We start from the raw sequence: 23499 nt of genomic DNA, 5'->3' as shown, positions 1-23499 counted from the left end.
GTTTTTCTCTTCATGTCAGTCAAACCGAATGCCTAATTTTTGCAGCAATGCGTCTAACGTTTCCGGCGTATCGAAGTGAAGGATAATTTTGCCTTTTTTATGGTTTGCACTGCGTACTTCCGCGTTCACGCCCAACGTTTCCGTCAGCAAATCACTCAACCGCTGGGTATCCGGATCATTTTTTTTCAGGGCGACTGTTTTTTTGCCGTGTTGCAATAATTGGCTGCGACGCTCGACTTCACGCACCGACCAGCCATACTTGACTGCTTTCTGAGCCAATTCTAATTGCTCCACAACCGGCAACGTCAGTAACGCGCGCGCATGCCCCATTTCCAAGCGGCGCTGATATAGCATATCTTGCACCGGCACCGGCAGCGCCAATAAACGCATGCTGTTGGAAATGGCGCTGCGGCTTTTGCCTACGGCTTTGGCAATGGTTTCGTGGGTTAGGCTGAATTCTTCGGCCAAGCGCTTGAGCCCGCGTGCTTCCTCAATGGGATTCAGATTTTCGCGCTGCAGGTTTTCAATCAAACCCATCGCCAATGCAGTTTCATCACTAATGCTTTTAATAACAACGGGAATCTCTGTTAAGCCAGCCAGCTGACTGGCCCGCCAACGGCGCTCACCGGCAATCAACTCATATTGGGAAAGGCTGTATTCACGCACGATTACCGGCTGGATAACGCCTTGGGCTTTAATCGATTCCGCCAATTCCTGCAGGGCTTCGTCATCCATTTGTACGCGCGGCTGGTAACGACCTGGCCTAATATCGCCGACGGCAACCGTGGTCAACCGATCACCGTTATTATCTTCAATATTGCCGGCCAATAAAGAATCCAGACCTCTTCCGCCTAAGCCACCTTTAGGTTTTGCCATATTCATATTTCCTTAAATTTTCCGGTTATTTTAGCCGATATCGTGCAATGACGTTAAATCAATTTCAAGCAATATGGTAAAGCCGGCTTAAGAAAGGTTGAGGTTAGGCCGGTCATTATTACAGCGATGATGCAAACCTTTTTCTATATTGCATGTTTCTATACACGCTTAAAATGCCTGTCTGAAAGGTTTCAGACAGGCATTGTCAAACTGAGCCGCTTAATTTATACCCGATGTCGATTGGCCTGAGCCAGTAATTCCAACAACGTTTCGGTTGCTTCCCAACCGATGCAGGCATCTGTAATGCTTTGACCGAAGGTCTCGGGTTTATCTTGACGACCTTCCACCAAATGGCTTTCCACCATAACACCCATGATATTGTTTTCTCCATCACGCAATTGCTGGGCGACATCCTGAGCCACCTCCATCTGCCGCGTGTAGTCTTTACGACTATTCGCATGGCTGAAATCAACCATCAGCTTGGGTGTAACGCCCGCTTTTTCTAAGGCTTCCGCCGCTGCTTTCACGTTTTCGCTGTCATAATTCGGCTCTTTACCTCCGCGCAGAATAACATGGCAGTCGGGATTACCCGCCGTATGCACGATAGCGCTGTGGCCGGTTTTGGTAACGGATAGAAAGTGGTGCGAATGCGAGGCCGCGCCAATCGCGTCAATGGCGATTTTCAAGTTGCCGTCCGTACCGTTTTTAAAGCCTACCGGGCAGGAAAGGCCAGACGCCAACTCTCGGTGAACTTGACTTTCGGTGGTTCGCGCACCGATAGCACCCCATGAAATCAAGTCCGCATAATATTGGGGCGTAATCATATCGAGAAATTCAGTTGATGCCGGCATGCCAAGATTATTCAGCTCCAGCAATAACTTGCGCGCACGGCGCAAACCAAAATTAATGTCGAACGTACCATCAAGATGAGGATCGTTAATCAAGCCTTTCCAACCGACTGTTGTACGCGGCTTCTCAAAATAAACGCGCATCACGATGACCAGCTCTTTTTCATATTTCTTACGCAATACCAACAAACGTTTGGCATATTCAATAGCTGCTTTAGGATCATGGATAGAACACGGGCCGATAATAACCAACAGACGGTTGTCTTTGCCATGTACCAAATCAGCGATTTCTTGGCGTGTCCGCACAACCAGCTCGGATACTTCATCGGTAATCGGCAATTCGTATAAATGGGCGATAGGCGGCAGTAGTTCATCAATGGCATTGATGCGTACATCATCTGTTTTCTGTAAACGGTTCATGTTCATGCTCGTTTTATTTTAGTTGGAAATGCTGCCTAGATTAACGGCTTTAACAGGCTTTGACAAGCCAGAAATGAATTTTATTGTTATTTAATTGCGTATATTCTCAAATATTGAAAGTTAATAGAATTTAATTGCAAATAAATAATACTTGAATAATATAAAATGCCTGTCTGAAACATTTCAGACAGGCATTTTACTGGCTTTATTTGGCCAACTCGGCATCAATCTGCTGATATAAAGCAGGAAAATCAGGCTCGCTGACAAATGTTTTCAAGATTTCCCCGTTTTTATTGATTAACACGGAGGTCGGATAAACGATGGTTTTGAATGCCTTGCCTACTTTTCCGTCGTTATCGTACAGCACTGCAAACGGCAAACCGCGTGATTGGGCATAATTCTTGACACTCTCCAATGAATCAACACCCGGCGGAGCAATAGGCTGGGCAATGCCATACACTTGAAAATCCTTGCCTTCATAATCGTGTGCCATTTTGATTACTTTCGGCATCTCGCTCACACAACCGGGGCAAGTAGGGAACCAAAAATTAATAAAGGTAACCTTCCCTTTCAGGCTGGCATTATCATGTACTTGCCCCTGCAAATCCGGCAAAGCAAAAACAGGCGCTTGTTTGGCTTTCGGTATCAACAAGTAAACAATCAGGCCGCCTATCAATAAAACGACAGCCAACATTAAAATTTTTTTCATCAATCTCTCACAACCAAACCATCCAACGCAGAGCGCAAAGATTCCGACAAACTGACCGCTTTGCCATTTTGTACCCCCATCAAAGTCACCTCGGCCTCAACCGCCACTTTGCCATTGTTTTGAAAAACCATCATCTGCCGAAATTTAATCTGGCGCGGTAAAACTTCGAACAACCGAGTTTCCGTTTCCAACACATCGCCTTCTTGCGCACTGCGCCGGTAACGGATATCCATGCGAGATACTACCATCTGAATATCGCCCAACAAAGCAGACAAGCCTTTCCGTTCAAAAAACACCCAACGCGCTTCTTCCAGAAACTCCAGATACCGAGCATTATTGACGTGGCCGTAACCATCAAGATGGTAGCTGCGAATAACAATACTCATGCTTAACTTAGCGGAATCGGCTGAAACGATTCACGCACCAAAGGCTCGGCCGACAAATCCGTTACAATGGTAGAAAGCTGGATATCAAACCATTCTTGAAAAATATCGGGATGCAAATCCGGCCAAAGGCTTTCGTCTTCACACCAATCCGCCAACTCTGCGGCAAAGATTTTCTCAAAATGCGATTCGATTTCATTCCATACCTGATCCACATCGTCGCACGGGCTGACCAGATAGGAATTCGCATCCGCCTGCAAATCCTCTAAAGTAAATTCTTCTGTGTCGATACCGACCTCTTTCAGCCAATTCCAGAAAGGGTCGAGCGGAATCAGCAAAAACACACTACGGTTTACTTCATACATAATGTTTTCCTTTACATAAAGGCTGCTTCAGGAAGGCAATGATAATGCGAAACCAACAAAACGTCATTATTTTAAACGAATCAAGATAATCGTTATCCGGTTTCCGATTACGGTTTCCCTGCTCCTGCCCATCCCTCTAACGGCCAATAAAAAAACGCTTCTTTAATAAGACTATTAAAGAAGCGCGAAGTTAGAAATACAGCTTAAAATTATCAAAGCAAACACCCCCTGCTTGCCTGATAATAGATTGCGGCACAACCTTTAGCAAAGCTTTCCCCGGTTGAATCCGCCAGCTTGGGCGGCAGCTTTTTCCCCTTGAGCTGCCCGCCGGCTGAATTTTGTTAGGCGAGTCTTTAAAACAGTTTTAAATTGACTTATTACCGTTTCGCTCGCTTGATTGCGTTTACTGCAATGTGTTTGGCCTATGTTCCTTTTGCACCTTCTGATTGATGTGCCTGTTTTCCCGTAATGTATTTGGCCTTTTTGCTTTCCCTTATTTATGCCGTTTGGCACGTTTTCCGTAATGCTCCGTTTTCCACCCCCTTATATTTATATCTTAATATTTCCCGATTTTGATGTTTTCCAATGCGTTTGGGTATTTGCCCTTTTTATCGATTATTTCAGATTTTAACATTTCCCGTAATGTATTTGGCTTTAATTTCCCTGAAATTGAATTTGCTGCTGCGTGGCAGACAAAAACTATTTAGCATTTCTCATGCCAATCTCTTAAATTTATCCATTATTTATATAACTATTTAATTTAAATAAATAAATATTGATATTGGTTTTTATTTATTATTATTTAAAACCACGACTACCTCGCACAACACGGCTATTCCTTGCCATTTTTTGTCATCTAAGCTCCGACCTTTGATAACAGCCGTGACATTTTTTGTCATATTAGGTTAACGACATCCGTGTATATTTATTTCTAAACAAAATTAAAAATGCCTGTCTGAAAAATTCAGACAGGCATTTTGGTTTAACAAATGCTTGGTTCCAATGGAATCCGGTTTAGTCCACCTGAGCCACGGTAACCGGCAAATTACGAATCGCCGACAACATGGTATCCGACTTGGCACGTTGCTGATTGAATTTGGCCATATTGACTTGTTCCATTTTCGGCGTGGGCAGTGCCACAGTAGTCGGATTGACGTGCTGGCCATTGATGCGGGCTTCATAGTGCAGGTGAGGGCCGGTAGAACGCCCGGTCGTTCCGACGTAACCGATAACATCACCCGCTTTAACCGTATTGCCTATCGGCGCATAGGCACTCATATGGCCATACAGGGTTTCCACGCCATTGGCATGAGTTAGCATAATGGTGTTGCCGTAACCGCCTTTCCAGCCTTTCCATGTCACAATACCGTCAGCCGGCGCATGAATTGGCGTACCTTCGGGCGCGGCGTAGTCGATACCGGTATGCATTCTTACCGTATGCAAAACCGGATGCACGCGCAAGCCGTAAGGCGAGGAAATTCGGGTATAGGCTACGGGCTGCACGTTAAACGTACTGGTATGCTTCAAGGATTTGCCTTGTTCATCATAATAACTGCCGCCTTCGTCGCCCTTGTCATAATAATAAGCTTTATAGACTTTGCCGCCTTTAACCACTTCAGCAGCCAGAATATCTCCGGTTGCCATTTCTTGGCCACGGAAATACATGCTGTTATATAGTAGACGGATTTGATCGCCCGGCCTCAATTCGTCGATATTCAGTTTGTCGCTGAAAATATCGCGCAATGATTCGCGCAACTCAATGCCGACACCGGCTTGCGCCAAGGCGCCTTGTGCAGAAGTTCGCACGATAATCGAACGCAACGACGGCATGGTGCGCATGGAAAGCTCCGATGCGGAAGCCTGCCATTGACCGTTCACTTTCTCGATTGCCACCAGATTGCTTTCGCCGTTGTCATCATCGGCAAAGAACTGTATATCCGTCGCATCACCCTTAGAATCCAAACGGATGCTCACCGTCTGCCCGGGGTTAAGTTTTTTCAGATTGTTGTCGATATTGCTTTTGGCCAATACGCTTTTAATGTTTTTCTCGGAAATGCCGGCACGCGCCAACACGTCGGCCAGGCTATCTCCCGCCTGCACGGTTTCCGCCGTCCAATAGCTGCTTTGCAAATCGTTGTTTTTCACAAATACGGAAGGCAATTCTTGCGTAATACGCTCTGCTTTATACAGGCTACTATTCGGTAACGGTTCTGTGATGGCATAGGTTGTCATCACGGCAGACACGGGTAGCATAATGCCCAGCAATGTCCAGCGGATGGGTTGGTTGATTTTTTTAACGGTTTTATTTTCTGTTGTCACGGTTCTGTCCTGAATGTTCGTGGCGCAAGTCAGCACCGCTTACGCCTTCAAGATGACGCTTCGTAATGAATGATAATTTGTGGTATTTTTCGATTCTAAACCGCCGGAAATAATGGCGGCGATTTTGCTGATTGACAGTACGATTTTCTCTTTTTTACTTATCCTGCTATTTTAGCATAAAACAATCTTGCCTTTCTAAAAGAAAGGCGCCAGATAGCGGCAAAAGTTGTGAAAATCACGTAAAATATCGCTTCTATCTCCCAGCTTTCCTGTTTAAAACATGCATCTTACCATCGCTGTTCCTGCCCTCAATTTAGAGCAAACCGAACCCCTTCCTCCTTTGGAAACGCCCGCTCTCAATACCCTGCTACGCTTCGGCTCCCACACCTCCCTTCCAACTTCTGTTGCCAATTTCTTCGCAGCTTATTTATGGCAGGGCAGTCTGCTGGCACACGCAAAAAAAATACTGGGGCTTCAAGAAAAGCAATATGCCGTATTTGCCAGCCCTGTCTGGCAACAAATGGGGATGCACAACGTCAACATGCTTGGTGGTTCGGATTTAGGCATTACCCTGCAAGAAGCGCAGGCATTCTGCGCCGGTTTGAGTGAATTTTATGCCGACTCGGCCTTGAATTTTCATGCCTACCGCCCTGATTTATGGGTGGTAGCTCTGCCTACCCCGGTTGATTGGCAGGTTCCTTGTATATTAGATGTAATGGGCATGCTTGACGGCACGGTTCGAGCGGAAGGGCAAGATGCAGAGTTATGGCTACAGCTGCAAACCGAAATACAGATGTGGTTGCACTCGCACCCGCTGAATGTTGAACGAACTCAGAACAATCAACCCGCCATCAACGGAATATGGCTGTGGCAAAACTTAAACGGCACCTTAACGGATTCGCCGCTTTTAGCCGCCGATAACGAATGGGCAGAAGCATATCAAGGCCCCAAACTGGATTTGCCGTACGATTACGCAGCTTGGCAAAGCATGCTGGCGGAGCAGCCCGATTCAGACAGGCATCTGATTTTTTTAGACGATTTAATCGGACCCAGCCATACCGGAGATTTATGGGCCTACAAACAAACATTAGAAAATTGGGATAACCGATTCTTTGCGCCTATCTGGCAGGCTTTGCAAAAAGGCAGCCTGCAAAGCCTAACCTTAGCCACCGACGGCGCCGATGGCGGCGAACTTATCGTCAAAGCCCGTTCAGGCAGAGCATTTTGGAAACGTAAGCGCCGTTTTCAAGGAAATTGGCGGGCATAACCCGTTATACTAAAGATAAGCCGCGCAAGACTCATCCGAACCGTTTCCATCCGTTTTTCATAGAAAAATCTTCATGAAGCAAACGGTTAGCCTTTATAATGCAAACCATATAGAAAATCGAACCTATTTTTCAGACAGGCATTGGATACGATGCCTGTCTGAAACCTTGTTAAGAAGCCGATATGAAATTTATTGACGAAGCAAAAATCGAAGTAGCGGCAGGTCGCGGCGGCAATGGTGCCGTCAGCTTCCGCCGAGAAAAATTCGTACCGCGCGGCGGCCCCGACGGTGGCGACGGCGGCAAAGGCGGCAGCGTGTATGCCGTAGCCGACGAAAACATCAACACCTTGGTCGAATACCGTTTCGTCAAACGCTATCAGGCGAAAAACGGCGAGAAAGGCCACGGTTCAGACCGTTACGGCGCAGGCGCCGACGACATCGAGCTGCACATGCCCGTCGGCACCCTCATCCGCGATACCGACACCGACGAAATCGTCGCAGACCTGACCCGCCACGGGCAGAAAGTCTGCCTTGCCAAAGGCGGCAAAGGCGGCTTAGGCAACATCCACTTCAAATCTTCCGTCAATCGGGCGCCCAAGCAAGCCACGCCCGGCGAAGAAGGCGAAGCACGCAGCCTGATGCTGGAATTGAAAGTATTGGCCGACGTAGGCCTCTTGGGCATGCCCAATGCCGGAAAATCCACCCTCATCCGCGCCGTGTCCGCCGCCCGCCCCAAAGTGGCCGATTATCCGTTTACCACCCTGCATCCCAATTTGGGCGTTGTGCGCGTTGATGAAAATCACAGCTTCGTTATGGCCGACATTCCAGGTCTGATTGAAGGTGCAGCCGAAGGCGCGGGCTTAGGCCACCGCTTTCTGAAACACTTATCCCGCACCGGCCTGCTGCTGCATGTGGTCGACTTAGCCCCGTTCGACGAAAACGTCAGCCCCTCTTCCGAAGCGCTTTCCCTTATCAACGAATTGCGCAAATACGACGAAACCTTGTACGGCAAACCGCGCTGGCTCGTGTTAAATAAACTCGACATGCTAAGCCCCGAAGAAGCGCAAACCCGCACTGCAGCGTTTCTGCAAGAAATCGGCTGGGATTACCCCGAGCCGGACGACCAGTTCGGTTTCGACATGCAAACGCCGCGCCTGTTCAAAATCAGCGCGCTAACTCATGAAGGCACGCAAGATTTGGTACATCAAATCAACAGCTATCTGAGCGAGAAAAAACGTTTGGCGGCCGAAGAACAGGCGACGGAACTCCCTGAAGCGGAGAAACCATCGCCGAATCAAACCGATACTTCCGTATTCAAAGCCGAATAAGCACAATGCCTGTCTGAAAACTGTTCAGACAGGCATTGGTGCCACAACAAATAGAGTGCAGGCCCGCACAGCAGCCAAACCTACCATTTAGAAACCACCTTTTTACCCGCATTATTAAAAATAGGATAATTGGCAAAGGGTTGTATCGCAAACCAATCAAACCCTTCCAATCGCCAAACCCATTATTAAAACACTTACCTCTTTCAACCTCGAGTAAAAACATGCTAACCGTATACAACACACTGACCCGTCAAAAAGAAACCTTCACTCCCCTCAACCCGCAAAACGTACGCATGTATGTATGCGGCATGACTGTATACGATTACTGCCACTTAGGCCACGCACGCGTCATGGTCGTATTCGACATGATTGCCCGCTGGCTGCGCGCGCAAGGCTATCCGCTCACTTACGTTCGCAACATCACCGATATCGACGACAAAATCATCGCCCGCGCCGCCGAAAACGGCGAAAGCATCCGCGAACTAACCGCCCGATTCATCAACGCCATGCACGAAGACGCCGACGCATTGGGCGTTATCCGTCCCGATGTCGAACCCAAAGCCACAGAGCATGTGCCGCAAATGATTGAAATGATTGAGCGCCTGATTGCCAACGGCAAAGCCTACCCCGCCGAAAACGGCGACGTTTACTATGCCGTGCGCGAATTTGCCGCCTACGGCCAATTATCCGGCAAATCGCTAGACGACCTTCGTGCGGGCGAACGCGTGGAAGTAGACAGCTTCAAACGCGATCCGCTTGATTTCGTCTTATGGAAAGCCGCCAAACCGAACGAAGCCGATTTCTGGGAAAGCCCTTGGGGCAAAGGCCGCCCGGGCTGGCACATCGAATGCTCGGCAATGGGCGAAGAATTATTCGGCGATACCTTCGACATTCATGGCGGCGGCGCCGACTTGCAATTCCCCCATCATGAAAACGAAATCGCCCAAAGCTGCGGCGCCATCGGACACCATTGCGACCACAACCACAACGGAAAAACCATTGAAAGCCATGTTAAATACTGGCTGCACAACGGCTTTATTCGCGTAGACGGCGAAAAGATGTCCAAATCACTGGGCAATTTCTTCACCATACGCGAAGTGCTGAAACAATACGATCCGGAAGTTGTCCGTTTCTTCATTTTGCGCGCCCACTACCGCAGCCCGCTCAACTATTCCGATGCCCATCTGGACGATGCCAAAGGCTCGCTAACCCGCCTCTACACCGCCCTGAAAAACACACCGCCTGCCGATTTTGAGCTCAACGAAAACACCAACGACTACACCCGCCGTTTCTTCGCCGCTATGAACGACGATTTCGGCACCGTAGAAGCCGTGGCGGTATTGTTCGAGCTGGCCAACGAAATCAACAAAAGCCGTGATGCAGAATTGGCCGGATGCCTGAAAGCGCTCGGTGGCATTATCGGTCTGCTACAACGCGATCCGCAAGAATTCCTGCAAGGCGGCGCGGTTGCCGACGGCCTAAGCAACGAAGAAATCGAAAGCCTGATCGAGCAGCGCAAACAAGCCCGCTCCGCTAAAAACTGGGCTGAATCCGACCGCATCCGCGATCTTCTGACCGCCCAAAACATCATTCTGGAAGACGGTGCCGGCGGCACCACATGGCGCAGAGGGTAAGGAAAATGCCTGTCTGAACGAAATCTGAAGCCTCTTGTGCTTTTTCAGACAGGCATTTTGCCCAAACCACCTAAAAAACTTGCCTTGGCACCAATAACTTGCGATAATCGCGCCCTTACGCCGAATGAGCACGCCAGCCGGCATGTTCTTCCAATAGGCGAATCTTGAAGTATAGGTAAATCCCCTATACCCGCTAACCGAAAGGAAATGAAAATGAAACAAGGTATCCACCCTGATTACCACAACGTGACCGTTACTTGTTCTTGCGGTAATAAATTCGAAACCAAATCGTCCATGACAAAAGACAACTTCTCCATCGAAGTTTGCTCACAATGCCATCCTTTTTACACCGGCCAACAAAAAATCGTCGACACTACCGGCCGCGTGGATAAATTCAAACAAAAATACGGCAACATGTTCAAACGTTAATCGAGAACATACCCCAAAAAGGCTGCTTGAAGCAGCCTTTTTTGCATCCGCCAACTTAGCAACATCGCACATTCCTGCTAAACTTCGCCTATCCAAGCAATATTCCCCCACACCCCATGCTGACTTACCTGCCGCCCGACCAACGCCCGCCCGACCCCGCCAACGAAAAGCCCTGGCTTTTACTGTTACTGGTTTTTGCTTGGTTGTGGCCGGGTATATTTTCCCACGGATTATGGAATCCTTCCGAACCCACCGTTAACGCGGCGATTAAAGAAATGCTGGATAACGGGCAGGTATGGATTCCCACCGCACTGGGCGAGCCTCAGTTTAACATCCCACCCATTTACCTCTGGCTGGCCAATGCCTGCCGCCACCTGTTTTCCCCTTGGCTGACCGACGCCTATTCCGCATCGCGCTTCGCCAGTGTCATTTTCACCAGCATCGGTTTGACCGCCTCCGGCATGGCCGGCTTCCACCTGCTCGGCCGCCATCAAGGCCGTAGCGTGGTGCTGATTATGGTTGGCTCGGCAGGCCTAATCAGCTCGGCGCACATGCTTAACGGCATGTCGGTTCAATTTGCTGCGCTCAGTCTTGTTTTATACGGCTTCGCTTTGGCATGCAGCCGCGTCATTATGGCCTCGTTGCTGCTCGGCATAGGATTGGCACTACTCTCCGTGTCGGCCGGCTATTTGATACCGTTCTCATTGTTGCTGACTGCCGTGTCCCTGCTGGCCAGCCCGCATTGGCAGAAAAAGCGTTATTACATCTCGTTGTTCGGTGCCTTAGCCATCGGCCTGCCGTTGATGACAATCTATCCTTCCGCCTTGTTTAAAACCAATCCCGCCCTATTCGAAACATGGCGTCTGTATCATGCTTTCGGCAGCTTCGGCGGCTTCGAAAATTTTCATACCGCATTTAGCGCAGGCTATTATTTGAAGAATCTGCTTTGGTTCGCCTTTCCCGCTTGGCCGCTGGCGATATGGACATTATCGCGCGGCAATCTGGCTAAAGAACCGTGGATGGTGTTGGCATTGGCATGGCTGGTGGAAATCGGCCTGCTTCTGGTTGTCGAGCCGGCCACTTATCAAGACAATCTGCTCTGGATACTGCCGCCGCTTGCCTTACTGGGCGCGGCGAAACTCGACAGCCTGCGGCGAGGCGCCGCTGCCTTTCTCAATTGGTTCGGCATCATGACTTTCGGCTTGGCCGCGCTATTCCTTTGGCTGGGTTTTTTCGCCATGAATTACGGCTGGCCCGCCAAACTGGCCGAGCGTTCCGCCTACTTCAGCCCGTTTTACATACCCGATATCAACGCCCTTCCCATGTTAGTGGCTTTATTATTCAGCCCCGTATGGCTATGGGCGATTACCCGTAAAAACATCCGCGGCCGCCAAGCCGTTACCAACTGGGCGGCAGGTACCACTTTGGTTTGGGCATTGATGATGACTTTGTTTCTCTCTTGGCTCGACAAAGCCAAAAGCTACCGCCCGGTAGTCGAACACATGGAAGCCGCCGCGCCGGCAGATCTGCTCAACGGGCAGGCCTGCATCGGTATTGCCGCACATGAAAAAGCCGCACGCCTCGCGTGGGGCGAATACAGCCGTTTGTCTTTACACGTTAACGACGAGGGCTGCGCATACCGTCTCGTGCTTACCCGAAAAAACGAGCCGCAACCGCAAGGATGGCAGAAAATCTGGCAGGGTAATCGCCCGCGCAGCAAAGATATGGTTTTCGTGCTCATGCGAAAAGATTGATTCTGGCCCCGTTTAGGCCTGTCTGAAACCGATTTTCCTAAAAAATCCGCACGCCAGAAAAAGCCTTACATAATAAACTTATCATTCAGTTTGAGATATTAAAGACAACCGCATGATTCCCATCGCACTCCCTGTAGATTTTTCTTTCCATGCCAACGCCGCCGTTGCCAACCTATCGGCAACATCCGCTCAAGCATTTGCCGAACATCATATTCCCAAAGGGCAGCGCTATAAAATCGTTGCCAACTTAAACGAAGCACGCCAAACGGCGCAGGATGCCGCCTTACGCTATCTCATCATCAGCGACGGCGAACACCACGCCTTGTTTCAGCGCGACTCGGGCGGAGATACGGCCATCGGGCTGCCCGGCTGGAGCGCTTATTTTGCCAAAGCCGGTTATGTGCCTGTCGCTGCGTTCTACAACGGCAACGGCGAAATTTCGGCCGCGGTCAACCAAGCCATGCTGTCGGCTAAAAAAGCCGGCTTAGGCGTTGAAATGGATTCCAACCAAACCTATACCGGCGCCAAGCAAATCAAAGTATTGCGCGGCGTAAAATATCTGCACGGAAACGGCAGCACCATCATGACCAACCCCAGCGTGGCAGAGTCGACAGTGAAATTTGAAACCGGCTCCCAAAATTCCACCATCAACGGTTTGGTCATCAATATGAACGGCCGCCCCATTACCGCCATTCTGGCGCAAGGAACGCAAAACACCACCATCAGCGGCAACACCATCTACGGCGCAGGCGAAAACGACAAAGCCGCCATTTCCGTTACCGGCGTCTCCAACCCGACCACTCAATTGAGCACGTCGAACGTTGCCGTACTCAACAACCGGATTCTGCTGCCCGGAGGCAAAATGGAACGCGGCAGCGGAGGCGCGGCTATTTATGTTGGCGGCTACCCCGTACCTGCCAAAGGAAAAACCCGCTTCCAACGGAAACTTTACGCCGCCGCCGCACACGACATTCCTTCCGGCCAAGATATGGGGCGCTGGAGCCTTTACGCCAAAGGCAACGGCAAAGTTGCCGAAACCAATCCCAATGCCAAAGCCGCCAACATCATCATTCGCGGCAATTACATCAACGGTGGCCGCTATGGCATAGGCTTTAACGAAGTGAGCGGCAACAGCGAAATCAGCGGCAACTACATTACCAACAACACCCGAAATATTTCTCTGCAAAACAACGTATTCAACGTCGGCATCAAAAATAATCTGTTAACCGACGCCCTCTCCGCCGCTGTTTTGCTCGGTTACAACGCCGATAACAACACCGTTTCCGGCAACACCATCACCAGCACCCGCTTTATCGGACAGTCGCTGGTGCTGGCCGTGCAAGGCAGTAACGGCAACACCATCACCCGCAACCGCCTTGACGCGGAAAAACCCGACGGCAAATACGAGCCCGGCAAATGGTTGATTTACGCCGGCTCCGACGCCAGCGGCAACACCATCAGCAACAATATCGTTTCCGGCCCGGCCAAAGGCAGCGCCTTCGGTTTAGAAGCCATTTGGGATAAATCATCGTCGGCCGGAGAGCGTGCGGCTTACGCAGCCAACCTGCCCGTACACTACAACGGCGGCAACGGCAGCACCCGCAAAGTCGTTATCAGCGGCAACGTTATCGCGCCTATTTTCACCGCCGCGCCCGCGTTCTATTTCGGCGCAGACACATCAAAAGGCTGGAACCAAAAAAGCGCCGACGGTCAATACGACTTCCCTACCCGTCACATCATCGGCAACATCATCGGTCTCTTGTTTAAAAACAACATCGTACTCGGCACCCAAGGCAGCAACTTCAGCGAACTCGTGCGTAAGCACGAAAACGGCAGAGCCACCGTCAACGGCGGCCAGAAACTCAACGGCGCCCAAGCCGAAAACGGCGGGATTTTCCGCAACGGCAGCGTTGTTTACAGCATCCGCAGCTACACCTTGGCCAGCAACGAAAACATGCTCAACCTGATGGGCAACCAACCTGCCAATGGCAACGGCGGTGCCGGCAACGATACGCTCAACGGCAACATCAAGGCCAACGTGCTCAACGGCGGCGCCGGCAACGATACACTCAACGGCGGTTACGGCAACGACACCCTGACCGGCGGCAGCGGTGCCGATACCTTTGTGTTCCAAAGCATTCTGAACGAAACGGGCAATGTGGATAACATTACCGACTTCAATGCGGCCGAAGGCGACAAAATCCATATGGATGCCGCGCTAACCGGCTCTGTTCCACCTTCGGTCTGGTTTGTGCACGCCGGTTCGGAAACCCGCGCCAGCCGCGTCATCCAGAAAGGCAACGCCCTTTATTACGATGCCGACGGTGCCGGAACCGCTTTCTCGCCGATACAGTTTGCCACCTTAAGCAACGGTGCCAAACTGAATGCCGGCGATTTCAAATAATCTCCGATTCTGTAAAATGCCTGTCTGAAAATCCGTTTTCAGACAGGCATTGTCTAACCAAAGCCCCAATCTGGGTTAAAATACCGTATTCCGAACCACCCGTTTTGATGAGAACCCGCCATGAACCAGCCAACCCAACCAGAGCGCAATGTAGACGACACCGAAATCGACAAATTCAGCCGCATCGCCCACAAATGGTGGGATACTGCCGGCGAATTCAAACCGCTGCACGATATCAACCCCTTACGCTTAGGTTATATCGACCGCATCGGGCAGCTTGCCGGAAAAACCATTTTGGACGTCGGCTGCGGCGGCGGCATTCTTTCCGAAAGCATGGCCAAAATCGGCGCAGCATCGGTAACCGGCATCGATTTGGCGGAAAAATCGCTCAAAACTGCCGAGCTGCACGCGCTGGAAAGCGGTATCGGCAACGTGCACTACCGCTGCATCAGCGTGGAAGATCTCGCCGTAGAAAACCCGCACGCTTACGATGTGGTTACCTGTATGGAAATGATGGAGCATGTGCCCGACCCCGCCTCAATCATCCGCGCGTGTGCCAAGCTGGCCAAGCCCGGCGGCACGGTCTTTTTTTCCACCATCAACCGCAACCCGAAATCTTATATTCACGCCATTCTCGGCGCCGAATATATTCTGAATTTAGTACCCAAAGGCACCCACGACTGGCAAAAATTCATCACCCCCTCAGAGCTTGCTCGCATGTGCCGCCAAGCCGGATTAGACGTAACCGACACCGCCGGCATGGGTTATAACCCGTTAACCAAAGTCTATTCCCTCAACAATAATACCGCCGTCAATTACATGATTGCCTGCCGCCCGGTATAACCGCGAAAACCAAAATGCCTGTCTGAAAACCTATTTCAGACAGGCATTTATCTTTTTGCTTATTGCAGCAAGAAGCGCATTCAAACGCTTCCTTTTACCTTATTAAAAGCCTTAGAAATCAAAAGCCTTAGAAATCAAACGTAGCAGAGAGGGAAACACTGCGCGGTGCGGCGGCGTTCAGATAACCGTAACCGGGATAACCGCCGGCGGAAGCCCAGTATTTCTTGTTGGTCAGATTATCCACGCGCGCGCGGAAAGTCGCTTCATGGCCTTTGATGTTCATGCGGTAACGGGCGCCGACATCAAAGCGCGTCCAACCGCCGACTTTAAGCGTGTTGGTGTCATCGGCATAACTCGAACCGGTATAAACCATACGAGTATCAAATGCCAAACCTTGCACTTGAGGCAATTCCCACTCCACGCCGATATTGGCTTGAGTTTTAGGCACCCCAATCGTACGCTTGCCTTGTGTATCGGCCGAACCGGTGGATTTTTGCTTGGCATCAAGGAAGGTCAGGCCGCCCAGCAAACGCAGGCCTTTGGAAACTTCGCCGTAAGCAGTCAATTCCAAACCGTTATGCCGGTCTTTGCCCTCTGTTCTAAACACATTATCGCTGCCTGTACCAGCGTTGCGCGGTTTATCCACGCTAAACAAAGCAGCTCCCGCACCAAAGCGCTCACCTTCATATTTCAAACCGGCTTCTTTTTGTTTGGTAACGAAAGGTTCCAGCATCTGCCCGGCATTAGCTGTGCCGACCGGCGCTTTAGAACCCTCGCTCAAACCCTCGATATAGTTACCATAAACCGACAATTGCGGCGTAATCCGGTAAACCGCGGCAACGCTCGGGCTCCAGCGGCTTTGCGAATATTCGGTATTCCGCGTCAGGCTGGCGCTTCTTACTTTCTGCCAACGGGCTCCCAGAGTCAACAGCAAACGTTTATCAAATGCAGACAACGTATCATACAGCGCAACGCTGGTCATACGGGTTTTATCGGTAAGAGCCGGATGGTTCATATTACCCGTGGCATTCGCTCCCGACGACCATGCAGGCAAGGCATAATAAACCGGGGTGTAGATATTTGTATTGAATGAGTTTGAAAGGTCATAAGTGTAGGCATTTTTAGTGTTTTTATGGAAATGGTTGGCTGCCGTGCCCCATTCGTGCTGCACCGCGCCGGTGGCGAACTTACCGCGCAAACCGATTTCACCGGTATGGATTTGGTCGCGACGGGCATTATCCCAACGGTAGAAAGTCGCATCGCCGGCGGCATTGCTAACCGTCACGTTAGCCAAGCGGTTTTTTTCTTTGCCGTCGCGCATGCCGTAAGCGGCATAAGCCGTTAGGTTATCATTGAAATCATATTCGCCGCGCAAAGTGCCGTAGAAATCACGTTCGTTGGAATAAGACCACGGCTGTGCCCAGTTGGCCGAACCGGACGGAGCAGCCGGAACCGCGGTAGTACCGTTAAGAGCAACATTGGTGCGCGTCGCTTTCAGCCTGTTATCCTGCCAACCCACATCGGCAGACACGCGGGCTTTTTCGCCGCGCCAATCCAAACCGACGTTAAACAAGCTGAGCTTGGCACGCTCGTCATGCACCGCGGTATGACCGTTGTGATGGGCGGCGTTCACGCGTACACCGAATTGCTGCTCGGCGCCGAAACGGCGCGCAACATCGGTCGACAGATTGCCGCGCGTACCCGCGCCGTAACCCGCACTGATTCGGGTCAAAGGCTCGTTAGGCGCACGCTTGGGCAACAGATTGACCGTGCCGCCCAGCGCACCACCGCCGGGAGCCATGCCGTTGAGAAACGTCGAAGCACCGCGCTGGATTTCCACCCGCTCGAAAGGCTCGGTGGCAATCGTTTGGCGCGGCAAGATGCCGTAAAGGCCGTTATACATGGTGTCGTCTGAGCCGGTAACAAAGCCGCGGATGAAATACGCTTCTTGAAAGTTGCCGAAACCGCGGGCAACGCGCACGGTCGGGTCATTTTGCAATACGTCGCCTACCGTGCGGGCATGTTTGTCTTGCACCAGTTTGCTGGTGTAGGCCGTGGTGGAAAACGGGGTTTCCAAAGTGGTTTTATTGCCGAGCACGCCCACTCGGGCGCCTTTGGCTACCTGCCCGCCCGGATAAGCCGCCTGCAAACCGCCCTTGGACGCATCGGCACTGGCATTAACGGTTACAGTTTCCACTTCGGTTGGCTCAATGTTTTGTGTTGCGGTTTCCTCTGCGGCAAAACCTTGCGTGTATGCACCCAGAACCGCGATAGCCAACAGGCTGCGGGTAAAGAACGATGTGTTTTTATTCATTATGCTTTCTCTCTGATTGGTTTATATGAAAGGCTGTCTGAATTATGCTGAAACATTTTCAGACAGCCTTAGCTACAAGATTTGAATTATATGTTTTCTTTAATAATTTTTGTTTTTTTATGCAAAATTTACAACATAAAATAGCTTAATTTTCTTTTTTTGTTGTTTAAATGATATAGATTTTTATTTCTATTTACTATTTCACAGGTAATAGTTTATCGACTATGCTCATCTGCCACCCGCACGGCTTCCTGTGCATCGTGCTCGCTCAATACGCCTTGCTTCATCGATAATATTCTTTCAGCATGATTGAAATATTTGTCGTCGTGGCTGATGGCAAAAACGGTATAGCCGCTTTGCTGCAATAGCGGCAACAGGCGCTCGTAGAATATGCGGCGAAACTGCGGATCTTGGTCGGCCACCCATTCGTCGAGAATCAAAATGCTGCGTTGTTCGAGTGCCGCAGCCAACAGGGCAAGACGCTTTCTTTGGCCCTGCGAAAGTTTGCTGTTCAAAATACGGCCGGTTTCGATTTTGGCTTTGTCGCTAAGCTGCAAGTGTTCCAGCCAATCGGCAATCAATCCCTCTGCAACATCTTGTCCCATGCCATCTGTAAGCTGCCCGAACAAATGGAAATCGGTAAATACACTGGCGAAAAGCTGGCGATAGGCGCTGCGGTTGGCATCGGTAATTTCCGTGTCGTCAACATAGATTTTGCCGGACGACGGGCGATAAAGGCCGGCCAGCACCATCGACAAAGTCGACTTGCCGGAGCCGTTGGCGCCGATAAGAAAAACGGTTTCACCGCGTTTGAGGGTCAGATTCAACGGTTCAAGCGCGAAAACCTGCCCGCCCTGCGCAGGATAATGGTAACTCACGTTTTCCAACCGGATTTGCTGCCATGCCTGCGGTATTTGCCCTGCATCGTGAAAATCGGCCCGATGCTCGGGCAAACCGAGTTGCGCCAAAGCCTGCAATGCGACTTGGCTTTGCAAAATCACCGGAAAGGCGCCGATGGCGGAAGTCAGCGGGCCGCGCATAAACAAAACGGTCATACTGACGGTGGCGGCATCGGAAAGGCTCGCCCAATCGTGATAAACGGCAAGGTAAAAAATCACGCCCACCGCAGCAAGCATAATGCTGTTGCCCCAATTGACGGCGGTCAGATGGTAAGCATCGGCCTGAACGTGAAAATCGCGCTTGTTAGCGGCTTCACTAGTGAACTCATCGCGGAAGAAGCGCTCGGCCCGGTAACGGTTGAGCGTCAGCTCTTTATGGCCATCAAGCGCGGTTTCGTAATGGCGGTAGAGCTCGTCTTCCGCATGGCGCATGCGGCGAAAATAGCGGTAATGCAGCTTCACAATCGCATGGCTGACCGCAATCATCAGCACCAGCATCAAAGCGGTTACTGCAAACAACCCAGGCGACAGCCAAATGAGATAAAGGCTGCACGCAGTGGCAAACAAAATCCCCTGAACCAGCTCGGGCAAACGCGCAAACGAAATCGACAACGTGCGGATGTCGTTCGACAACGCGGCCAAAATTTTGGCTTTGCCCGCCTGCTGGATTTGCTCGATGCCCGCGTCCATGATTTGTTTGACCAGGCGCGTTTGCATCGTATAAAGGAAGTTATGCCCGATCTGCGCCAGCTTGATTTGAGCGAAAGTGGCGGCAACAAAGTAAAACAGTACCAACAAGCCGAACTGCCACAAAGCCGCCTCTGCATCTGCGCCGCCGCTATGCAGTAAACGGCTGTTGATGTAAGCCAACACGCCGATGCCCAACGCGCCGGAAAGCAAGGTCAGCGCAAACATCAGCAAAAACGGGCGGCGGTGTTCGCGGTAAATAATTTGGAGGATAGACATGTTTGTCCAAACGTAGCTTAGGTTATAAACACAAACGGCTTTTCAGACAGGCATTACATCTTGCGCACCAAAGTCATGAAATAAGCACCGCCCAACAAAGTTGCCATCAAACCGGCGGGGATTTCATACGGAAACATCAACTGCCGGCCCAGCCAATCGGCCAATACCATAATCGTAGCGCCCACCAGTGCAGCATACAGCAGCTGCTGCCTTGGCAAGCGAGCGCCCAGCATGGCGGCCAGATGCGGTGCAAGCAAACCGACGAAGCTCAGCGGCCCGACCATCAAAGTGGCTGCGGTAGTCATAACCGCGCTGAATAAAATCAGCACCAGCCGCGCCCGTTTCACGTTCACACCCACTGATTGAGCGACAACACTATCCAAGCTCAGCAAAGCCAGCCATGAATGCAGAGGCCATACCGCCACGAGCAACAACACTGCCGCCGTCATAACGCCCCACGACAAAACCGGCGTGGTGTGGTAAGTAGAACCGGAAAGCCAGATTAATAATTGCTGCGTACGGTAGTCGCCCAGCGCCATCCAAGTGCGAATAGCCGCATCGCTCAAGGCCGCCAGCGCCATGCCGGTTAGCAACACTTTCTCAGGTTGCAAGCCGTTTTTGCGGTTGAACCACATCATCAAACCCAAAGTAAACAATGCCGCTGCCCCGCCGCTCAACCAGAATAACGCGCTGCCCGAAGTGACGCCGAATATCATTACCGCCGTCATCGCACCCAGCGCCGTACCCGGGCTGATGCCCAGTAATTCAGGACTGGCCATCGGATTTTGCGCCAGCCGCTGCAACAACACACCCACCGTAGAAAGCATCATGCCGCATCCCGCCGCCAGCAGCAGACGCGGATAGCGAAAGCCCCAGATTTCACGGTCAAACGTCAGATGCCAACCCTGATCGTTATGCCCCGCAGTCAAAGCAAGAAACAAAACCGGCAACAGCAAATAAGGCAAACGCCGCAACCAAGAAGAAACAGCCAAAGCCGCCAACGGCCTGCTTTCGCCCACCTGAACCACCGCTCGAGAAGGCATTCTCGCCATCAGCCACAAAAGCAGCGGCGCACCGATTAACGCGGTCAACGCCCCGGCAGACAAATCGATACCGCGATAATGATTGAGCAACACCAACCCGTTATCGGTCAGCAGCAACATCATGCCGCCAACGGCAAACGACGCCAGCAAACGCGCCGTCAGCGTACGAATGCCGGCCTGCCGCACCGCCGTAGCACCTGCCAGCCCGACAAATCCCATCATTCCGACCATACTGACCACACCGGCGCTCAACAACGCAGCCGCCGCCAGCGCCGTCAACCGAACGGTTTTCACCGGAATACCAAGCGATGCGGCCTGCGTATCGCTCAAGCTCATGATATTCAGCGGTTTAACCAAAACACCAATCACAACCGCCGCCAACACAACCAGCCCCGACAATTGCAGACTATCGTGCCAACTATCCTGCACCAGCGAGCCGCTGCCCCACAATATCAGCCCGCGCGATTCTTCCGAATAAAACAAGGTAATCATGTAATTGATTGAGCCGAGATACAAGCTCATCACCAATCCGGCCAACACCACGGTCAACGGCATCATCTCCCGCCGCGCCGACAGCGCCAGCACGGCGGCCAAGGCCGCAGCCGCACCGATAAAGCCGACCGCCGTCGTACCGTGAATCTGCAAAGCCGGGAAAAACACCGCAACCAACAGCAAAGCCAGCTGGGCGCCACCGCTGACCGCCAACGTACTATCGGAAGCCAAGGGATTGCGCATAACCTGCTGCATCAACATCGTCGCCACAGCCAAACTACCGCCCGCCAGCAACGCCATCGCCATACGCGGCAGCGTATTTTGTTGCACCATCAACGCATCTAACGGCAACGAAGCAGGTGCGGCAAACAGCTGAGCCCAAGGCTGCGTCCATTGCAGATGCACAATCCATCCGCTGCTGAATAGGCAGCCCGCCAGCAACACAAGCAAAACCATTGCAGGCGTTTGAAAAGCCTTTACCATGCGCCCTCCTTTTCAGACAACCGTTTTTCCGCCAACTCGCGGGCAAAATGCCGCATCGACGGCAAAGCGCCGTAATTGGCTACCGGCGGCAGAATACGGCGGTTTTCGGCTTGGGCAAACGGCAGCCGCTGCCATAACGCACTTTTCTCCAAAATCAAAGGCACGTTGGGCGGATAAGGCTTCACGATAACCAGCAAGGTGCCGGGCGGCAGCTTGGCCAAATCCGGCAGCGTAATATTAGCGAAACCCCATTCATTGGAAGTGCCTTGCCAAGCATTGCGCAAACCGAGCTTATCCAGCACCGCCTGATACATCGAGGTGCGCCCGTAAATCCGCAGATGGCGCGCATCGGCAAACTGCACCACGGCCAGCGGCTGCCGGCTTAACGGCGCCAATCGGGCGCGGTATTGCGCCAGCTGCCGCTCGGTTTCGGCAATCAAGTTTTCCGCCTCCGCTTCGGCTTTAACCACTTTGCTGAGCTGGCGGGTGGCAGATACCGTATGGTCGTAGTCGATGCCTTGCGGCGCACCGAAATTGATTTCGTGAACGGGGGCGATGCGCTCAAACTGCGGCTTCAAATGGCTAAACCAAGAAGATTGTACGAACATATCCGGCCTGATTTGGCGCAGCCGCTCCAAATTGGGCTGAAAACGCAAGCCCGCATCCAGCGTTTGCGCCGGCAACGACGGTTCGCCGACCCAATCGCCATAAGCACGTTTATCACCCACGCTTACCGGCGGCCGCTGCATGGCGGCCAGCGTTTCGGCAACCGACCAATCAGTGGTGGCGATACGCGGCGCGGCTTGGGCAACGGACACAGCCAGCAGTAACAACAGCGCCACCGACCGCTTTGCAAAACGCTTCATCGTTCTGCTCCCGCTCATGGCAATGCCACCGGCCGGCCGTTGTGCGGGTGGGCGATAATGCTCATTTGAACACTGTAGATGTCTTTCAGCACTTCTGAAGTCATAATCGCCGCCGGTTTTCCTTGCTTCAACAACCGCCCCTGTTTCAACGCAATCAGTTCATCGCAATATTGCGCGGCCAGATTGATGTCGTGAATCACGATAATCACACCCAGATTCAAGCGGCGCGACAGGCTCTGCACCAGCGCCATCACTTCCAATTGGTGGGCGATGTCCAGTGCGGCCAACGGTTCGTCCAGCAATAAAAAACGGCTTTGCTGCGCCAAGCACATCGCCAGCCAGATGCGCGAACGCTCCCCGCCGGAAAGGGTATCGACAATCTGGTGGGCAAACCGTTCGGTATGGGTCAGCGCAAACGCCTCTTCAATCGCTTTGCGGTCGGCATCACCGCCCCGCCCCAGCAGCCCGCTCCAAGCATAGCGCCCCATCGCCACCAACTCGTGCGCCGTCAGCGCCGTGGCGGCGGGCAGGTGTTGCGGCAGATAGGCGACTTGTTTGGCGTATTCGCGGGCGGAATAATCGGAAACCGGCTCGCTGTTTAAGGTCAGCGTGCCACCCGAAGGTGCCTGCTGGCGGGTAAGCAGTTTGAGCAAGGTGGACTTGCCCGAACCGTTATGCCCGATGAGGCCATACACTTTGTTGGGTTCGAAATGCAAATCAATGCCTTCCAGCAGAGTTCGGCCGGGCACGGAAAAAGAAATATTGTTTAATCGAAACATAAAGCTAGGATATAGAGGGATTTCAAAATCAAAAAAGCGGCATCACGCAACTCAACACAAGCTCCGGCTTCAACGCAG

The 23499-nt window shown here is 51.7% G+C and carries 18 protein-coding genes; 7 read left to right on the top strand and 11 right to left on the bottom strand.

The window, feature by feature from the left end; genetic code table 11:
- Positions 1-15 precede the first annotated feature (15 nt).
- From Q4A84_RS09240 to Q4A84_RS09215, 6 genes are all read right to left on the bottom strand, one after another.
- Positions 16-876, bottom strand: coding sequence for a ParB/RepB/Spo0J family partition protein (locus Q4A84_RS09240; protein WP_303088642.1), 861 nt, complete (start codon positions 874-876; stop codon positions 16-18).
- A 224-nt stretch (positions 877-1100) separates the two neighbouring features.
- Positions 1101-2144: a 3-deoxy-7-phosphoheptulonate synthase AroG gene (aroG, locus tag Q4A84_RS09235; RefSeq protein WP_303088641.1), complete on the bottom strand. Its 1044-nt coding sequence runs from the start codon at positions 2142-2144 to the stop codon at positions 1101-1103.
- Between the two features lie 205 nt (positions 2145-2349).
- Positions 2350-2853 (bottom strand): peroxiredoxin, encoded by a 504-nt coding sequence (locus Q4A84_RS09230; RefSeq protein WP_303088640.1) that lies wholly within the window; start codon positions 2851-2853, stop codon positions 2350-2352.
- Entirely contained in the window at positions 2853-3239 is a 387-nt protein-coding gene (locus Q4A84_RS09225; RefSeq protein ID WP_303088639.1) for a thioesterase family protein, read from the bottom strand. The genes Q4A84_RS09230 and Q4A84_RS09225 overlap by 1 nt, the downstream gene beginning before the upstream one ends.
- A 2-nt stretch (positions 3240-3241) precedes the next feature.
- The gene (locus tag Q4A84_RS09220; protein ID WP_303088638.1) at positions 3242-3601 is read right to left on the bottom strand and encodes a VacJ; all 360 of its coding nucleotides are present in this window, start codon (positions 3599-3601) and stop codon (positions 3242-3244) included.
- A gap of 1014 nt (positions 3602-4615) precedes the next feature.
- Entirely contained in the window at positions 4616-5854 is a 1239-nt protein-coding gene (locus Q4A84_RS09215) for a LysM peptidoglycan-binding domain-containing M23 family metallopeptidase (RefSeq protein WP_303088657.1), read from the bottom strand.
- Between the two features lie 346 nt (positions 5855-6200).
- Here Q4A84_RS09215 and Q4A84_RS09210 point away from each other — a divergent pair, with 346 nt between their 5' ends.
- The 7 genes from Q4A84_RS09210 to ubiG all read left to right on the top strand — a co-directional run bounded on the left by Q4A84_RS09210 (position 6201) and on the right by ubiG (position 15579).
- Positions 6201-7187 carry a hypothetical protein gene (locus tag Q4A84_RS09210; RefSeq protein ID WP_303088637.1) on the top strand — a complete coding sequence of 329 codons (987 nt, stop codon included), beginning with the start codon at positions 6201-6203 and terminating at the stop codon, positions 7185-7187.
- 182 nt (positions 7188-7369) lie between these two features.
- Positions 7370-8515 carry a GTPase ObgE gene (gene obgE / locus Q4A84_RS09205; protein ID WP_303088636.1) on the top strand — a complete coding sequence of 382 codons (1146 nt, stop codon included), beginning with the start codon at positions 7370-7372 and terminating at the stop codon, positions 8513-8515.
- A gap of 221 nt (positions 8516-8736) precedes the next feature.
- Positions 8737-10149, top strand: coding sequence for a cysteine--tRNA ligase (gene cysS, locus Q4A84_RS09200; protein ID WP_303088635.1), 1413 nt, complete (start codon positions 8737-8739; stop codon positions 10147-10149).
- A 213-nt stretch (positions 10150-10362) separates the two neighbouring features.
- Entirely contained in the window at positions 10363-10578 is a 216-nt protein-coding gene (gene rpmE / locus Q4A84_RS09195; protein WP_303088634.1) for a 50S ribosomal protein L31, read from the top strand.
- 116 nt (positions 10579-10694) lie between these two features.
- Positions 10695-12332, top strand: coding sequence for a glycosyltransferase family 39 protein (locus Q4A84_RS09190; RefSeq protein WP_303088633.1), 1638 nt, complete (start codon positions 10695-10697; stop codon positions 12330-12332).
- Positions 12333-12444: 112 nt separating this feature from the next.
- A complete protein-coding gene (locus Q4A84_RS09185) occupies positions 12445-14736 on the top strand; it encodes a NosD domain-containing protein (RefSeq protein ID WP_303088632.1) in 2292 nt (763 codons plus the stop codon).
- A gap of 120 nt (positions 14737-14856) precedes the next feature.
- Positions 14857-15579, top strand: coding sequence for a bifunctional 2-polyprenyl-6-hydroxyphenol methylase/3-demethylubiquinol 3-O-methyltransferase UbiG (ubiG, locus tag Q4A84_RS09180; RefSeq protein WP_303088631.1), 723 nt, complete (start codon positions 14857-14859; stop codon positions 15577-15579).
- A 127-nt stretch (positions 15580-15706) separates the two neighbouring features.
- On the opposite strand, the gene Q4A84_RS09175 is transcribed toward ubiG, so the two are convergent.
- The 5 genes from Q4A84_RS09175 to Q4A84_RS09155 all read right to left on the bottom strand — a co-directional run bounded on the left by Q4A84_RS09175 (position 15707) and on the right by Q4A84_RS09155 (position 23391).
- Positions 15707-17893 carry a TonB-dependent siderophore receptor gene (locus Q4A84_RS09175; RefSeq protein WP_303088630.1) on the bottom strand — a complete coding sequence of 729 codons (2187 nt, stop codon included), beginning with the start codon at positions 17891-17893 and terminating at the stop codon, positions 15707-15709.
- A 215-nt stretch (positions 17894-18108) separates the two neighbouring features.
- Positions 18109-19758 (bottom strand): multidrug ABC transporter permease/ATP-binding protein, encoded by a 1650-nt coding sequence (locus Q4A84_RS09170; RefSeq protein WP_303088629.1) that lies wholly within the window; start codon positions 19756-19758, stop codon positions 18109-18111.
- A gap of 53 nt (positions 19759-19811) precedes the next feature.
- Positions 19812-21776 (bottom strand): Fe(3+)-hydroxamate ABC transporter permease FhuB, encoded by a 1965-nt coding sequence (gene fhuB / locus Q4A84_RS09165; protein WP_303088628.1) that lies wholly within the window; start codon positions 21774-21776, stop codon positions 19812-19814.
- On the bottom strand, positions 21770-22642 hold the full coding sequence (locus Q4A84_RS09160) for an ABC transporter substrate-binding protein (protein WP_303088627.1): 873 nt from the start codon (positions 22640-22642) through the stop codon (positions 21770-21772). Before Q4A84_RS09160 ends, fhuB begins: the two co-directional genes overlap by 7 nt.
- Positions 22643-22656: 14 nt before the next feature.
- Entirely contained in the window at positions 22657-23391 is a 735-nt protein-coding gene (locus Q4A84_RS09155) for an ABC transporter ATP-binding protein (protein ID WP_303088626.1), read from the bottom strand.
- Positions 23392-23499: the final 108 nt, after the last annotated feature.

Source organism: Neisseria sp., from assembly GCF_030527965.1.
Lineage (GTDB): Bacteria > Pseudomonadota > Gammaproteobacteria > Burkholderiales > Neisseriaceae > Neisseria.
Note: the sequence above shows the minus strand (reverse complement) of the source record. Positions and strands in the feature narration are given on the sequence as shown.

Excerpts from the sequence above, each read along its gene's own strand:
- Q4A84_RS09175 (WP_303088630.1), bottom strand. The coding sequence starts at position 17,893 with ATGAATAAAAACACATCGTTCTTTACCCGCAGCCTGTTGGCTATCGCG.
- Q4A84_RS09185 (WP_303088632.1), top strand. The coding sequence starts at position 12,445 with ATGATTCCCATCGCACTCCCTGTAGATTTTTCTTTCCATGCCAACGCC.
- cysS (WP_303088635.1), top strand. The coding sequence starts at position 8,737 with ATGCTAACCGTATACAACACACTGACCCGTCAAAAAGAAACCTTCACT.
- Q4A84_RS09170 (WP_303088629.1), bottom strand. The coding sequence starts at position 19,758 with ATGTCTATCCTCCAAATTATTTACCGCGAACACCGCCGCCCGTTTTTG.
- aroG (WP_303088641.1), bottom strand. The coding sequence starts at position 2,144 with ATGAACCGTTTACAGAAAACAGATGATGTACGCATCAATGCCATTGAT.
- fhuB (WP_303088628.1), bottom strand. The coding sequence starts at position 21,776 with ATGGTAAAGGCTTTTCAAACGCCTGCAATGGTTTTGCTTGTGTTGCTG.
- Q4A84_RS09210 (WP_303088637.1), top strand. The coding sequence starts at position 6,201 with ATGCATCTTACCATCGCTGTTCCTGCCCTCAATTTAGAGCAAACCGAA.
- Q4A84_RS09215 (WP_303088657.1), bottom strand. The coding sequence starts at position 5,854 with ATGCTACCCGTGTCTGCCGTGATGACAACCTATGCCATCACAGAACCG.
- Q4A84_RS09190 (WP_303088633.1), top strand. The coding sequence starts at position 10,695 with ATGCTGACTTACCTGCCGCCCGACCAACGCCCGCCCGACCCCGCCAAC.
- Q4A84_RS09240 (WP_303088642.1), bottom strand. The coding sequence starts at position 876 with ATGGCAAAACCTAAAGGTGGCTTAGGCGGAAGAGGTCTGGATTCTTTA.
- Q4A84_RS09160 (WP_303088627.1), bottom strand. The coding sequence starts at position 22,642 with ATGAAGCGTTTTGCAAAGCGGTCGGTGGCGCTGTTGTTACTGCTGGCT.
- obgE (WP_303088636.1), top strand. The coding sequence starts at position 7,370 with ATGAAATTTATTGACGAAGCAAAAATCGAAGTAGCGGCAGGTCGCGGC.
- rpmE (WP_303088634.1), top strand. The coding sequence starts at position 10,363 with ATGAAACAAGGTATCCACCCTGATTACCACAACGTGACCGTTACTTGT.
- ubiG (WP_303088631.1), top strand. The coding sequence starts at position 14,857 with ATGAACCAGCCAACCCAACCAGAGCGCAATGTAGACGACACCGAAATC.
- Q4A84_RS09230 (WP_303088640.1), bottom strand. The coding sequence starts at position 2,853 with ATGAAAAAAATTTTAATGTTGGCTGTCGTTTTATTGATAGGCGGCCTG.
- Q4A84_RS09225 (WP_303088639.1), bottom strand. The coding sequence starts at position 3,239 with ATGAGTATTGTTATTCGCAGCTACCATCTTGATGGTTACGGCCACGTC.
- Q4A84_RS09220 (WP_303088638.1), bottom strand. The coding sequence starts at position 3,601 with ATGTATGAAGTAAACCGTAGTGTGTTTTTGCTGATTCCGCTCGACCCT.